We start from the raw sequence: 13750 nt of genomic DNA, 5'->3' as shown, positions 1-13750 counted from the left end.
GCGCGGTGCGGCCGGCTGCGGACGCGCCGGCCGCACCGCCGCCTCAGCTCCGGCCGGCGACCGCGGGCCGCACCGCCGTGCGGTCGGGCGCGGCCCGTCCCGGGCGCACCGCGCCACCCCGGGGCGCCCGGTGCACCCGGCGCTGCGCACCGGCGGACGGTTCGGTGGCCGGTGCGGCATCTCCCGGTCCCGCGCCCACCGCCCGGAGTTCGGCCTCGAAGCCGGCCAGCCCGGCCAGGAACTGCCGGGTCGGCGCCGTCAGGTCGGTGCCGCGTGAACTGCGCAGCAAGAGTCGGGCCCCGAGCCTGAGTTCGAGACGGTGGATGCGCCGGGTGAGGGCCGACTGGCTGATCGAGAGGACCGCCGCGGCGCGGTTGATGCTGCCGTGGTCGGCCACCGCGCGCAGCAGATGAAGGTCCTCCACGTCGACCTGGACCGACTCGTCGGGCAGCGCCGGCGGTGCCTGGGGACCGTGGGCGGCGGCATCGGTGCGCCGCTCCAGCCCCGCACGCTGCCCGCGCAGCCAGTCCCCCCACCACGGATCGCGGAGCATGTCCCCGTGCTGCGCGGTGAACCTGCTGAGACAGCGGGCCGTGAGCAGCGCCGCCAGCTGCTGGGCCAGCGAGCCGGGGACGACGGAGGGATCGACCAGCAGAGCTGCGGCCCGCCGGGGCCGCTCCACGAGCGAGCGGCGCACCAGCGACGGGGCGAACACGGCGGGGCAGGCCGGTGAGCCCAGGCCGACCGCGTCGCCGCGCCGCAGCATCCCCCGCGCGACCGAGGCGCCGGTGACCTGGATGCGGGCGGGCGGGGTGAGACCGGCCGACCGGTAGACCCCGCTCACCAGGACCTCCGCCTCGGGCCCGGCCTCCGACACCCAGTTCTCGTCGCGCAGATCGGCGAGGGAGAGAGCGTCATGGCCCGCCAGGGGATGCCCCAGGGGGAGTGTCACCCAGAGCGGGTCGTCCAGGACCTCGTACGTGCGCACGGTGCGCTCGACCCCGTGCGAGAGGGTGTTCAGCCCCCATGTGTGCGCGGCGTCCACCCGGTACCCGTCGAGCTGCCGGAGCACCTGGCCGGGTGTGTCGTGACTGACCGACAGGAGGATGCCGAGGGAGTCCGCCGCGTCCTCGACCAGATCCTCCATCAGCGGTTCGGCGGTGGCGATGTTCAGGATGCGGGGGGCGTTCAGGGCCTCGGCGCCCCGCCCGTAGATGTCGGTCTGCACGGCCTGATCGACCTGGCGGAAGAAGCGCCGCCCCGCGACGAGCACCCGTGCGCCGTCCGGACTCAGCCGCGCCGTACGCGCGTCCCGCAGCGTCAGTCTCAGCCCCGTGGTGTGGTCCAGCCGGTCCAGGAGGCGCTGGGCGGCCGACGGTCTCAGCCCCGCCCTGCGAGCGGCTTCGGCCAGGTCGGCGCACTGTCCGATCGCGTCCAGCAGCCGTAGATCCGGACGCGACAGGGGCAGGCGCGTGAGCCGGTCGGTAACGGAGGGCACGTGTATCGCAGAAGGCACGGACGGCTTCCTTACGGTTATGGATGACGCCTCTTCTTCACCTGTGACGGCCTGATGCGGCTCACGTTAGGCAGGCGTTCTCTTCGCTCGCTCCTCTCGCCCGGAGCGGCCCGGGCGGCCCCGGACAGCACGAAGGCGGGCACCGCGCACCGCGGTGCCCGCCGTGGAGGTGTGTCTCAGGCCTGATCGGTGGGGCGGATGAAGATCTCGTTGACCGTGGCGTGCGGGGGAGCGGTGACTGCGTACAGCACCGCCTCGGCGATGTCCTCGCTCTGCAACTGCCGTATCTTCGCGACACGTTCGGTGATTGCCGCCTTGGAGGGCGCGTGCGTGATGTGTTCGCGCAGCTCGGTCTCCACCGTTCCCGGCTCGATGACCACCACCCGCACCCCGCGTTCGGTCACCTCCTGCCTCAGCCCTTCGCTGAAGCCGTTCACGGCGAACTTGGTGGCGTTGTAGACGGCGGATCCCCGTCCGACGACCCGGGCGGCGATCGACGAGATCTGGACGATCGTGCCCTGGTTCCTGATCAGTTCCGGGAGAGCGGCGTGGGTCGTGTACATCAGGCCCATGACGTTGGTGTCCATCATCCGGGTCCAGTCGGTGGTGTCGGCGTCCTCCACCGGCCCCAGCAGCATCAGCCCCGCGTTGTTCACCAGGATGTCGAGCCGGCCGAGTGTCCCGACGGTGGAACGCACGGCCGCGGCCACGGCCTGTTCGTCCGTGACGTCCAGTTCGAGGACCAGGACGGTCGCGCCCTTCGCCTCCAGTTCGGTGCGCAGTTCCTCGAGGCGGTCCAGGCGCCGTCCCGCGACGGCGACCGAGGCCCCGGCGCCGGCAAGGGCGCGTGCGGTGGCACGGCCGATTCCTGATCCCGCTCCTGTGACGAGCGCGACGTGTCCCTGTAGCGATGAACTCATGTGGTCCTCGTTCTCGGGGTGTTGGGCCGGACCGGGAATCCGGCCGAAAAGCGTCCGACGGTACGGCGCGCCGACCGTACCAGCCCGGTGTACGCGCGGTGAACGGCCTTCGGCGGCCGCTGTTATGTGCGTTGATGGCTTGTTATGCGGGTCGGGTCCCCCCGAAGGGGAGGCCGGGCGGCGGGCGGTGAGGATGGGGCCGCTACTTCACGTCGGCATGCCCGTGCAGCGATAGGTGGGACCCATGACGCAGGACGCAGCATCCCCGAAGGTGACGGCCGCACCGTCCTACCCGATGGAGCGCGTCTCCCCGATCGATCCGCCGCCACCGCTCGCCCTGCTGAGGTCCGGCCCGGCGGCGAGCCGCATCACGATGTGGGACGGCAGCCAGGTGTGGCTCGTGACGGCGCACCCCCACGTCCGCGCGGTGCTCGCCGACCGCAGGTTCACCGCGGTGACCAGTGCGCCCGGCTTCCCGATGATGACGACCACGTCCGTCCTCGTACGGGACAAGCCGCACACAGCCTCCTTCATCCGCATGGACGACCCCGACCACTCGCGGCTGCGGTCCATGCTCACCCGCGACTTCCTGCACGGCAGGGCGGAGGCGATGCGGCCTGTCCTGCGGGAGCACCTGGACGAGATGCTCGGCGCCCTGGCCGAGGGCGAACGCCCGGTGGACCTCGTGCGCGGGCTGACGATTCCCGTTCCCTCCCGGGTCATCGCCCTGCTCTTCGGCGTCTGTGACGAGCAGCGCGAACTGATCGAGAGCCGCGCAGGAATTCTTATCGACCGAGGCTACCGGCCCGAGCAGGTCGCCGCCGCGCGCGACGAACTGGACGGCCTGCTGCGCGAGGTGGTCGAGGAGCGCATGCGGATGCCCGAGCCCGGCGACGACCTGCTGAGCAGGCTGGTCGTCGACCAGGTGCGCAAGGGCACACTGACCGTCGAGGAGATGGTCCCGATGTGCCGGCTGCTGCTGGTGGCCGGTCACGGCACGACGACCAGCCAGGCCAGCCTCAGCCTGCTGAGCCTGGTCACCGACCAGGGCCTGGCCGACGCGCTCGCCAAGGACCCCGAACTGCTGCCGAAGGCGGTCGAGGAACTGCTGCGCTACCACTCCATCGTGCAGAACGGGCTCGCCCGCGCGGCACTGGAGGACGTGGAGCTCGGCGACGTGACGATCCGGGCGGGCGAGGGCGTGGTCGTGTCGCTCTCGGCCGGCAACCGCGACGAGTCGGTCTTCCCCGCCCCCGACGCACTGGACCCCGGCCGGGACGCCCGGCGCCATCTGGCCTTCGGCCACGGCATCCACCAGTGCCTCGGCCAGTGGCTGGCCAAGGTGGAACTGGAGGAGATGCTCGCCGGCGTGCTGCGCTGGATGCCCGGCGCCCGGCTGGCCGTGCCGTTCGGCGAACTGGACTTCCGGCACGAGGTGTCCAGCTACGGGCTCGCCGCACTGCCGGTGACCTGGTGAGCGCCGTCCGGCTGACCGTGGCCGTGGACACGGACGCCTGCTGCGCGATGGGCCGGTGCGCGGCGACCGAGCCGCTGGTCTTCGACCAGGACCCGGAAAGTGGCACGGTGATTCTTCTCGTGGCCGAACCGCCGCCCGAACTGCACGAGACGGTCCGGCTGTGCGCCGAGCTCTGCCCCTGCACGGCCATCACTGTCACCGAGGACTGACACCACCGGTCGGCAACGGCCGTCGAGGAGCGATGATGATCGATCTGCCCGGTTCCGGCCTGCCCGGTTCCGACGCCAGTGTCCACCCGGACGTGCAGGCCGCGCTCGACGGGGACGGCACCCCGCTCGGGCAGCGCACCCGCTGGGCGGTGAAGCTGCTCACCGCCCCCGCGGCGCCCCGGGACGAGGACCTGTCCGGAAACTTCGTTTCCGTCTTCCTCGCCCGGTTTCCCCAGGGATTCGCCGCGACGCTCCAACAGTGGCGCGAACTCGGCCCGTTCACCGTCACCGACTACCAGCCGGTGGCCCACAAGTCATGGGTCACCCTGGAGGGCCCGGCGGGCGTCCGCTCCACCCTTTCGCTGACCCTCGACTCCACCGGGCTGATACGCGTCCTGCACCTCGGGCCCGAGACGGTCACGCCACCGGTGCACGGGTGGGATGACCTGGCGCGGGCGCTGGAGCAGCCAGGCGTGACCTGGTCGGCCCTGGTGACGCGTGAAGAGGGCGGGGTGACCAGGACGCTGTACGCCAAGGACGCCGACCGGCCGATGCCCAACGGCTCCTCGTACAAGCTGTACCTGATGCGGGCGCTGGCACAGGCGGTCGCCGCCGGCGCCGTCCGGTGGGACGACGAGGTGACGGTCACCCCGGCCCTGCGCAGTCTGCCCACCGGAGACATGCAGGAACTGCCGGACGGCACCCGGGTCGCGGTGCGCGAGACCGCGTACAAGATGATCGCGATGAGCGACAACACCGCCGCCGACCTGATCCAGGACCTGCTGGGCCGGGATGCGGTGGAACGGGCCGTGGCGGAGGGCGGGCACAGCGATCCGTCACTTCTGCGCCCGTTCCTGACGAGCCATGAGGTCTTCGAGATCGGCTGGGGCGACCCCCGGCTGCGGGCCCGGTGGGCTACCGCGGACGAGAACGGCCGCCGGTGTCTGCTGGAGCGGATCGACGGCCCGATGACCGTGCGCGGGTCGGACCTCGGCCCGACCGTGCACCAGCTGGGCCTGGACTGGCACATGAGCGCCTGGGACGTGACGCGGGTGCTCGGCGCCCTGGCCGAGGACGGGGTACGGGACACGAGCGGGATCGTCGACGACATCCTGGCGGCGTATCCCGGGGTTCCCGTCGACTCCGCACGCTGGCCGCGGGTGGTGTTCAAGGGCGGTTCGTGCCCCGGCGTCATGATGTTCTGCTGGTTGCTGGAGGACCCCGACGGCGTCCGCTGCACGCTGGTGCTCCAGCAGTGTGCCGATGACCAGAAGCTCATCGGCGACGGACAGTTCCTGAGGGGCATGGGCGGTCGCGTCATTGCGTCCGGCCTGCTCGACGGTACCCCCCGGTGACCGCCAGGGACCGGTCGCTGGCCGTCCTGGTGGCCGTGCTCTGGGGGCTGAACTTCCTCGCGGTGCGGGTCGGCCTGGACCACTTCCCGCCGTTCTTCCTGGCGGCACTCCGCTACCTGGTCCTCGCGGTGCCGGTGGTCCTCTTCGTGCCACGCCCGGGAGTGCGGCTGCGCTGGCTGCTGGGATACGGACTCGGCTTCGGCGTGGCCCAGTTCGGGCTGCTGTTCCTCGCCATCGAGCAGGGCATGCCCTCGGGGCTGGCGTCCGTCGTGGTGCAGGCCTCGGCGCCGTTCACCGTGCTGCTCGGGGCGCTGCTGCTGCGTGAGCGTGTGACCGGACGGCAACTGGGCGGGATCGGGCTGGCGGTGGCGGGCATGGCCGTGATCGCGGTGGACCGGGCGCGTACGGCGCCACTGCTGCCGCTGGTGCTGACCGTGCTGGCCGCGCTCGGCTGGGCGGTCGGCAACCTGGCGAGCCGGCAGGCGAAGCCCGAGTACCCGCTGCGCTTCGCACTGTGGATGGCGGTGATCCCGCCGTTGCCGCTGCTCGCGCTGTCCGCGGTGATGGAGGGGCCGGCCACGGGATGGCGGGCCCTCGGCTCGGCCTTCACCCCGGACGGCTGGCCGGGCCTGGTCGCGCTCGTCTACATCGCGGTGCTGGGCAGTGTCGTGGGCTCCGGGATCTGGACGGCGCTGCTCAAGCGCTACCCGGCGGGTGTGGTGGCGCCGTTCTCGATGCTGGTGCCGGTGGTCGGCATGGCCGGTGCCTGGCTGGCGCTGCACGAACGGCCCACCGGCTGGGCGCTGGCAGGCGCGATCGCCGTGGTCGCGGGGGTGCTGCTCGGCACCGGCTGGCTGCCGCGGTTCCTGCGGGACCGCAACAGTACGACGGCCGCCCCCCGCCAGCCCGAGGGACGCGGAGGACGGCCGCCGGGCGGTCAGCCGGCCGGGGCGACCGGCGCCTCCCAGGAGACCAGACGCTCCTGAGGGACGAAGCCCATCGCCCGGTTGAGGGCGATCATCGGGCTGTTGTCATCGGCGTTGGCCGTCTCGATCAGGCGGACCCGTGGCTCGTACTCCCGCACATGGGCGAGGTTCGCGAGCTTGAGGAGCAGCCCCAGGCCGTGACCGCGGTGCCGCCGGGCCACCACCGTCATGCCCTGGAGCAGGTGCTGCGGATTGCCGGTCGTCTTGGAAGCACTGGTGAATCCGGCGAGTTCACCGGTCTCCTCGTGGACGGCCCCCACGTGGTACGCGCGTCGCCCGCGGCCCACCCGCATCCGCTCGTACCGCCGCACATGACTGGTGCGGACCGCCTCGGGACCCTCCCCCCACGTCTCGGGCAGGCTCTCGCCCAGCGACTGGCCCAGCTCGGACACCGCGATCGCGAACGCGTCGGGCGTGACGGTGCCCCACCGCTGGAGCCGGTAGCCGGCCGGGACCTCGGGGATGCCGCCGGCCGACGGGTCGTGCCGGTCGAGGTCGAGCCACTGGTGGACTCCCTCGGGGCGGTCGGACCTGGTGGCCCCCAGCGCGGCGGCGAACGCCGCGGGGCCCTCGTGCCGTACCGGCCCTCCGGGCAGCGCCTCCACCACATCTCCCACCAGCAGGGTGCGGCCGTGCTGTCCGGCCAGCGCGCGGGCCCGCCGGAACATGGCGGTCCCGATGCCCTGGCGGCGCTCCTTCGGCGCGGTCAGCAACTGGTCGACGACCGCGACCGGTGCCCCGTCGGGCAGCACGAGCCGGAGTGCGCCGACCGCCTGCCCGTCCAGGAAGGCGACCTCGTCGGCCAGAGCGGTGTCCGGGGGTGCGAAGCGCACCGATCCGGTCAGGTCCGCCGCGCAGGGCGGGGCGGCGGACAGCGGGACGTCCTCGGCGCCCTCCGTGGTCAGCCGGAGCCAGGCGTCCGACGTGGCCGGGTCGTCGGCGTCCAGCGGGACGAAGCGGATGTCCGCTGCTGCGTAGTTCATACGTCGTCGTACTCCCGGTCGGTGCGGGTATCGGTCACGCCCATGGCCTGGATGTCGTACAGGCCGAAGGCGGGGTGGACATACACGTTGGTCGTGCGCGGGCCCCTGTAGTGCAGGGTCTTGTCGTGGACCAGCGGGAGGATGACCGCGTGGTCCATGACCCGCCGTTCCACCTCGCGCCACAGTTCGGCGCGCGCGGTGGGGTCGGCGGTGTGCAGCCCGGTGTCGATCAGCTCGTTGACCTCCGGGTCGTCGAGTTCGGCGATGTTCCAGTTGCCGCCGCCGGGACGGATCAGCCGGCCGTCCACCAGAGGGGCCAGGAAGCCGTACTCGGTGGGGAAGTCGGCGCCCCAGTCGGTGACGACAAGGCCGAGCCCGTGCTTGCGGATCGTCTCGGGCGAGCCCGCGCCCTGGCTGAAGTACGTCGCGACGTCCAGTTCCTTGACGGTCAGCCGGATGCCGACCCGGGCGAGCGACTTCACGACGGCGTCGGCGACCAGCCTGAACTTGCCGCGCTGGGTGCCGATGACGGCGTCGAAGCCGTCGGGCAGCCCGGCGGCGGCCAGCTCCGCGCGGGCCGCGTCAAGGTCGCCGCGCAGCCCGGGGCCGGTCGGGTACCGGTCGAGCGGCTGATGGGCGGGGAGCTTCGGCGGGAACAGCGCGGTGGTCAGATCGCCCCCGGTGACCGGACCGCCGCGGGCCTCCTGGAGCAGGATCTTGTCGGCCGCGTAGTGCACGGCCCGCCGCACGTGCACGTTGTCGAACGGCGGGATGTGCGGCTGGAGCGAGACGAAGTGCAGGAAGCTCGTCTTCGGGTTGTCGGTGCGCGAGCGCAGCACCGGGTCGTCCGCGAGGCGGGCCTGGGCGGCGTGCTGGAGGCCGCGCCCCTCCAGGTTGATGTCGAACTCCCCGGCGGTCAGCCGCTCGTCCATGTCGTCCAGGCCGAGGCCGATGGTGACGTCCACCAGGTCCGGGAGAGCCGGCCGCACGGGGTCGGTCGCCCGCTCCCAGTACGGGTTGCGTTCCAGCAGGAGCCGGCTGCCCGGCCGGTGTTCGGCGACCCGGTAGGGGCCGGTGCAGCGCGGGTCGTCGCCGTAGCGCGCACCGGTGTCCGCCTGTCGTGGCACGGGGGAGACGCAGGGCTGGGCCATCAGGTGGTCGAAGTCGGAGAACGGGGTGCGCAGCCGGAACACGATCGTGCGCGCGTCGGGGGTGAGCACGGCGGGCAGGCCGTCGTCACCGCCGTCATCGCCCCGGTAGGGACCGGCGTACGGGCGGTCCGGGTCGTCCAGCAGCGGCACCAGATACGTCGGGCCGCCGGGGAGCACGTCCTGCGCGAAGATCCGCTGCACGGCGTACCGTACGTCCGCCGACGTCACCGGGGTGCCGTCGTCGAAACGGACGCCCTCACGGAGCCGGTAGGTCCAGGTCCGGTTGCCGTCGCTCGCCACCCCCGGCGCCTCGGCGAGGTCGGGAACGGGCACCAGGCCGGCCGGCCCCGGATCGGTGGGGTAGGCCATCAAGGTACGGTTCAGCAGCCGTTGCAGCAGCCACACCCAGACGTAGTAGGTCCGGGCGGGGTCGAGGGAGTCGACATCGGCAGAGGAGACCAGCCGCAGGGTACCCCCGCGCCGGTCCGAGGGATTGACGCTCGCTCCGACGGCGGCGTTCCAGCCGCCGCCCTCCTGGGAGCCGGTTGCGGAACTCATGGTGTCGACGTCTCCCGGTGCTCGGCGAGCGTGTCCGCGGTGTCTTCGGTGCGGGGCAACGGCCGCAGGTAGGAACGCTGTTCGCTGACCCGGCAGCCACGGGCCAGCTTGGCGTCGACGCTGCCGATGCCGGCGTGCAGGACGGTCGCACCCTCCTTCGCGGCGGCGTCCAGCACCTCGTAGTACAGGACGTCGTAGTAGAGCGGCAGCTTTCCCTGGGCCTCGTAGTCGAAGCCGGCGCGGTGGCCGTACCACTGCTCCACGCCGCGGGCCCGGGAGCGCAGCACCATGCCGAAGCCGATGACGGTGCCCTGCTGCCGGGCCACGGACACCAGGACGTCGTCGCCCATGATCTCGGCGATCCGGCCGATCATGCGCGCGGAGCCCTCGTCGCTCGCCGGATTGCCGTACTTGCGAAGGAGGTTGGCGTCGAGCTGCCCCAGGCGTGGGCAGAGCGCCTGGGTCAGCGGTTCGACGTTCACCTCGACGCCCGCCTCGGCCAGCGCCCGGCGCTCCAGGCGCACCCGGCGGCGGCGGTGGGCGCTCATCTCCTGGACGAACTGCTCGAAGCCGCCCTGCGGGATGTCCAGCCAGGCGTAGTGGTCCGAGGGATGGTGGTGGTAGCCGCGGCTCTCCAGCAGCGCGACCAGGGACGTGTCCCGCACGGATCCTGCGCGTCATCAGGTAGCTGTACGGCGTCTCCCCGTAGGCGGCCCGGAAGCTGCGGGAGAAGTGACCGGGCGACATCAGGGCCGTGGCTGCGAGGACGGGCACGTCCAGTGGGTTCGCGTAGTCGCGGTCCATCCGGTCACGGGCCCGGCGGAGCCGGACGAGGTCCTCCAGGTTCACGAGGCCAGCATCCCACAGGGCCAGTGCCAGGCGCTGTGGGCCGCGTAACTCCGCCGAGGCGCCTCCGGCGGAAGTGGACGTGCCCGACGAGGGCCGAGCACCCCCATGTATTTCCGGCCATGGCGCCGGGTTTGCAGTAGGCATTAGATGACGAATTCAAGTTCGGACGTTCCAGGCCACCGGTCCCTCATTGCGCGTCCGCCATTCTGCGGCGACCGCTCCCCGTACACCGCCGAACCGATGTGCGAATAACTCGCATTCCACTCACCTCCGGATTCAGTGGCCACGCACATCGACGCCGGTCTCACACGTCGCCGCGTACCGAGGGCGGGTCCGGTGGTACTTCCGCAGGCCATCGGCGCCCCGGCGCACATTGCAACTCGTTCGCACGTCGACTTCCGGACTCTTCACAAAGGGTTAACTCCATAAGCGCTTTTGCCTGTTAGCGTCACGAAGGAGAGATGGAGTACGGGAGGAGGAGAATGGTGCGAGCGGCGGCGGTCCGGTTCGTGCTCGCTCTTCTTATGAGCCTCCTCCTGGCACCACAGCTCCCTCTCTCCGGTACACCCGGCACCCATGCCCATGTGTCCGCTACGGCGATCAAGACGGACAGGCTCGCTGAAACGGCTCCCGAGGAGCCGCACCGGGAATACGGCACCTGCGGCGCGCCCGATCGCCGGGGTGAGCCGAGCGGCCTCCTGCGCCAACGGGACCGTCATCGGTCCACCAGCGCCTCCGCCATCGACGCACCGCAGCGGTCCGCCGTCGCGAACGACACGGCCGGCATGTTCGCCCCCGCCTCCGTCTCGGCGATGGGCGACGCGCGGCGCACTTCCAGATCCTCGACCGCGCACTCCTCGCCCGTACTCCAAGTGTTCCGCTGCTGAGCTGACCCGAGGCGCCCGAAGATCCGCCCCTGCCGGCGTCCGCTGTGACGCGTCGGTGCGGGCACCTGTCTCCCGGCCCTCCCGAGCCCCAGTTCGTACGTACACCGACGCGCCGTCCTTCGGCGCGCCAGGAGGAACCACTGGTATGCAGAATCTCGTCGATCCCCCTGACACAGAGGTCCCACGCCTCAGCGACACCGCCGCCTGGGCAAGCCCGCCCGGTGGCGTCCGCCCGGCGCCGTTCGCCACCGGGTGAGGGCCGCCATGGGCCGTGGAACGAAATTCCCCTACCTGCGGCAGGACTTCGCCGCGTCCATCGTCGTCTTCCTCGTCGCTCTGCCCCTGTGCGTGGGCGTCGCCGTGGCGTCCGGGGTTCCCGCGGAGCTGGGCCTGATCACCGGCATCGTGGGCGGGCTGGTCACGGGCGTCATGCGCGGCAGCAGCCTCCAGGTCTCGGGGCCTGCCGCCGGTCTGACCGTGCTCGTCTTCGAAGCGGTGCAGTCGTTCGGACCGGCCGCACTGGGTGTCATCGTGCTGGCGACGGGGCTGCTCCAGCTCGCCATGGGTGCGATGCGGCTCGGCCGCTGGTTCCGGGCCATCTCCGTCTCCGTCGTGGAAGGCATGCTGGCAGGCATCGGCCTCGTCCTCATCGCCGGTCAGCTCTACGCCGCCGCCGGAGTGGAGGCTCCGCGCACCGGGACCGGCAAGATCGCCGGAATTCCCGGAATGCTCACCGAAGCGGCGTCCAGCACGCCCGCGCTCACGTCCCTGGCCATGGGCGCCGGAACCATCGCACTGGTGGTGGCGTGGAACAGGACGCCGAAGCGGGTGCGTGCCGTTCCGGGCGCCCTCGCCGCGGTCGTACTGGCCACGCTGCTCACGCTGGTGTTCGGCCTGCCCGTCGCCACGGTGCGGGTCCAGGGCCTGCTCGACGCCGTCCAGGTCCCCGGTTTCGGCGACATCGGCGGGGCGGCCGTGCTCGCACTCCTGGGAACCGTCGCCGCCTTCACCCTCATCGCCTCGGCGGAGAGCCTGTTCAGTGCGGCCGCCGTGGACCGGCTGCACGACGGACCACGTACCCGGTACGACAAGGAGCTGATGGCACAGGGCACCGGGAACACGGTGTGCGGGCTGCTGGGCGCCCTACCGATGACCGCCGTCATCGTGCGTAGCTCCGCCAACGTGCGGGCGGGTGCGCGGACCAGGGCCTCGCGCGTGCTGCACGGGGTGTGGCTGCTCCTCTTCGCGGCGCTGCTGCCCTCCGCGCTCGGGCTCATCCCCCTTCCGGCACTCGCCGGCATCCTCATCCACGCCGGATGGAAACTGATCCCGCTGCGCGCGATCGTGACGCTGTGGCGCGAGCACCGGGGCGAAGCACTGATCCTCGTCGTCACCGCCGTCGCCATCGTGGCGGTGAACATGTTCGAAGGAGTCCTGACCGGCTTGGCGCTCTCGGTGGCCAAGGCCGCGTGGGACGCCTCCCACATCAAACTGGAGGTGGTCGACAGCAGCGGCGGCTGCGTCAGGGCCCGGCTGTCGGGCAACGCCACCTTCCTGCGTCTGCCGAAGATACTCGACAGCCTGGAGGCCCTCCCCGACGACCGGCCCATCTCACTGGACCTCTCCGGCCTGACCCACCTCGACCACGCCTGCCGTACGGCTCTGGAGAACTGGGCGGAACGGCACAGCGCGTCGGGCACCGAGCCGGTGCGGCTGACCCGGACCGACGCGGTGACGGCGGCTCCCTGAGTGTGCGGACGGACGGCCCGCCGGGACAGCCCGAACGGAAGCCCGGCGGGCCAGCTCATCACTGCGATGCCGGAGTGACAGACACCGCGGCGCCGGCCGTGGGCAGGGCGCTCGCACGGAGTGCGCGAGAGGGCGCCGGGTCAGGCCGCGGCTCCTTCACCACGGAGCGCCGCCCGGGTGTCCTCGTCGCACAACGCGCCCGCGAGGCCTGCGGCATGGGCGTCCTCGGCGGCAACGCCCAGCCGCGAGGCCAGTTCGTACTCGTGGCCGAGATCGGTGCCGAACATGGCGGGGTCGTCCGTGCTGATCGAGCAGTGCACTCCCGCCGCGCGCAGCAGCGGCAGCGGATGTCCGGAGAGGTCCGCGACCACACCGGTGCGGAGGTTGGACGTCGGACAGACGTCGAGCACGACTCCGCGCTCGGCGATCTCAGCGAGGAGGTGCGGGTCCTCGGCCGCCCTGATGCCGTGCCGCACCCTGACGGCACCCAGTTCGAGTGCCTCCCGCACGGACTCCGGCCCGCCGACCTCGCCCGCGTGCGGAACGAACGCGAGCCCGTGGTCCCGCGCGATCCGCACGGCGGCCGCGTACGGGGCGAGCGGGCTTCGCCGCTCATCACTCCGATCCCGATTCCCACCACTCCCCGGTCCCGGTAGCGCGCGGAGACCACGGCGCACTCCTCGGCCAGTTCCACCGGGCAGCCGCGGTAGAGGTCCGGAGTGAACGTCATGGTCACCCCGAACCTCTCCCGGGCCTCGACGGCGCCCTCGGCGTAGCCCGTGTACATCTCGTCCCACGCGATGCCGTGGGACTCCACGCGCTCGGCCGGCGAGAAGATGGCCTCGACGTACACCGCGCCGTGGCTGCTCGCCTCGCGTGCGTAGTCCACCGCCACCTGGCGGAAGTCGTCCGCCGTGCGCAGGCAGTTGGTGGTCATCCGCCACACGTCGAGAAAGTGGCGGAAGTCGGTGAACCTGTACAGCGCGGCAAGGCCCTCGACCGTGTCCGCGGGCAGCGCCTCCCCGTTGCGCCGGGCGATCTCCAGCAGCGTGGGCGGACGTATCGCACCCTCGAGATGGACGTGCAGTTCGATCTTCCCTGTCGGCATCG

Annotated in this window: 11 protein-coding genes and 1 pseudogene; 5 read left to right on the top strand and 7 right to left on the bottom strand. The window is 71.9% G+C overall.

Features of this window, described 5'->3' with window-relative positions:
• Positions 1-43 precede the first annotated feature (43 nt).
• Positions 44-1516: a LysR family transcriptional regulator gene (locus tag ACFU5K_RS20855; protein ID WP_384063740.1), complete on the bottom strand. Its 1473-nt coding sequence runs from the start codon at positions 1514-1516 to the stop codon at positions 44-46.
• A 176-nt stretch (positions 1517-1692) separates the two neighbouring features.
• Positions 1693-2436, bottom strand: coding sequence for an SDR family oxidoreductase (locus tag ACFU5K_RS20850; RefSeq protein ID WP_384063738.1), 744 nt, complete (start codon positions 2434-2436; stop codon positions 1693-1695).
• 244 nt (positions 2437-2680) lie between these two features.
• On the opposite strand from ACFU5K_RS20850, the gene ACFU5K_RS20845 reads away from it, so the two are divergent.
• Genes ACFU5K_RS20845 through ACFU5K_RS20830 form a run of 4 tightly spaced genes read left to right on the top strand, consistent with a single transcriptional unit; the run spans position 2681 to position 6463 of the window.
• Positions 2681-3913 carry a cytochrome P450 gene (locus ACFU5K_RS20845; RefSeq protein WP_384063735.1) on the top strand — a complete coding sequence of 411 codons (1233 nt, stop codon included), beginning with the start codon at positions 2681-2683 and terminating at the stop codon, positions 3911-3913.
• A complete protein-coding gene (locus tag ACFU5K_RS20840) occupies positions 3910-4122 on the top strand; it encodes a ferredoxin (RefSeq protein WP_384063732.1) in 213 nt (70 codons plus the stop codon). Before ACFU5K_RS20845 ends, ACFU5K_RS20840 begins: the two co-directional genes overlap by 4 nt.
• A gap of 35 nt (positions 4123-4157) precedes the next feature.
• The gene (locus tag ACFU5K_RS20835) at positions 4158-5477 is read left to right on the top strand and encodes a serine hydrolase (RefSeq protein WP_384063730.1); all 1320 of its coding nucleotides are present in this window, start codon (positions 4158-4160) and stop codon (positions 5475-5477) included.
• Entirely contained in the window at positions 5474-6463 is a 990-nt protein-coding gene (locus ACFU5K_RS20830; protein ID WP_384063727.1) for an EamA family transporter, read from the top strand. Before ACFU5K_RS20835 ends, ACFU5K_RS20830 begins: the two co-directional genes overlap by 4 nt.
• Here the strand turns inward: ACFU5K_RS20830 and ACFU5K_RS20825 are convergent.
• The 4 genes from ACFU5K_RS20825 to ACFU5K_RS20810 form a co-directional block, all read right to left on the bottom strand.
• On the bottom strand, positions 6415-7446 hold the full coding sequence (locus ACFU5K_RS20825) for a GNAT family N-acetyltransferase (RefSeq protein ID WP_384063724.1): 1032 nt from the start codon (positions 7444-7446) through the stop codon (positions 6415-6417). The two genes, ACFU5K_RS20830 and ACFU5K_RS20825, sit on opposite strands and share 49 nt — an antisense overlap.
• Positions 7443-9155 carry an ABC transporter substrate-binding protein gene (locus ACFU5K_RS20820; protein WP_384063721.1) on the bottom strand — a complete coding sequence of 571 codons (1713 nt, stop codon included), beginning with the start codon at positions 9153-9155 and terminating at the stop codon, positions 7443-7445. Before ACFU5K_RS20820 ends, ACFU5K_RS20825 begins: the two co-directional genes overlap by 4 nt.
• The gene (locus ACFU5K_RS20815; protein WP_384063718.1) at positions 9152-9820 is read right to left on the bottom strand and encodes a GNAT family N-acetyltransferase; all 669 of its coding nucleotides are present in this window, start codon (positions 9818-9820) and stop codon (positions 9152-9154) included. Before ACFU5K_RS20815 ends, ACFU5K_RS20820 begins: the two co-directional genes overlap by 4 nt.
• Positions 9821-10719: 899 nt before the next feature.
• The gene (locus tag ACFU5K_RS20810; RefSeq protein ID WP_384063715.1) at positions 10720-10956 is read right to left on the bottom strand and encodes a hypothetical protein; all 237 of its coding nucleotides are present in this window, start codon (positions 10954-10956) and stop codon (positions 10720-10722) included.
• 199 nt (positions 10957-11155) lie between these two features.
• On the opposite strand from ACFU5K_RS20810, the gene ACFU5K_RS20805 reads away from it, so the two are divergent.
• Entirely contained in the window at positions 11156-12640 is a 1485-nt protein-coding gene (locus ACFU5K_RS20805) for a SulP family inorganic anion transporter (RefSeq protein ID WP_384063712.1), read from the top strand.
• A 140-nt stretch (positions 12641-12780) separates the two neighbouring features.
• Here ACFU5K_RS20805 and add read toward each other — a convergent pair.
• A pseudogene (gene add / locus ACFU5K_RS20800) lies at positions 12781-13748 on the bottom strand (adenosine deaminase).
• Positions 13749-13750 lie beyond the last annotated feature (2 nt).

It is taken from the genome of Streptomyces sp. NPDC057428 (assembly GCF_042803195.1).
GTDB lineage: Bacteria > Actinomycetota > Actinomycetes > Streptomycetales > Streptomycetaceae > Streptomyces.
This window is presented reverse-complemented; position numbering and strand designations above follow the sequence as displayed.

What these genes read in the sequence shown, in the direction of transcription:
- ACFU5K_RS20850 (WP_384063738.1), bottom strand. Translation starts at nt 2,436, where the DNA reads ATGAGTTCATCGCTACAGGGACACGTCGCGCTCGTCACAGGAGCGGGA.
- ACFU5K_RS20845 (WP_384063735.1), top strand. Translation starts at nt 2,681, where the DNA reads ATGACGCAGGACGCAGCATCCCCGAAGGTGACGGCCGCACCGTCCTAC.
- ACFU5K_RS20835 (WP_384063730.1), top strand. Translation starts at nt 4,158, where the DNA reads ATGATCGATCTGCCCGGTTCCGGCCTGCCCGGTTCCGACGCCAGTGTC.
- ACFU5K_RS20825 (WP_384063724.1), bottom strand. Translation starts at nt 7,446, where the DNA reads ATGAACTACGCAGCAGCGGACATCCGCTTCGTCCCGCTGGACGCCGAC.
- ACFU5K_RS20820 (WP_384063721.1), bottom strand. Translation starts at nt 9,155, where the DNA reads ATGAGTTCCGCAACCGGCTCCCAGGAGGGCGGCGGCTGGAACGCCGCC.
- ACFU5K_RS20805 (WP_384063712.1), top strand. Translation starts at nt 11,156, where the DNA reads ATGGGCCGTGGAACGAAATTCCCCTACCTGCGGCAGGACTTCGCCGCG.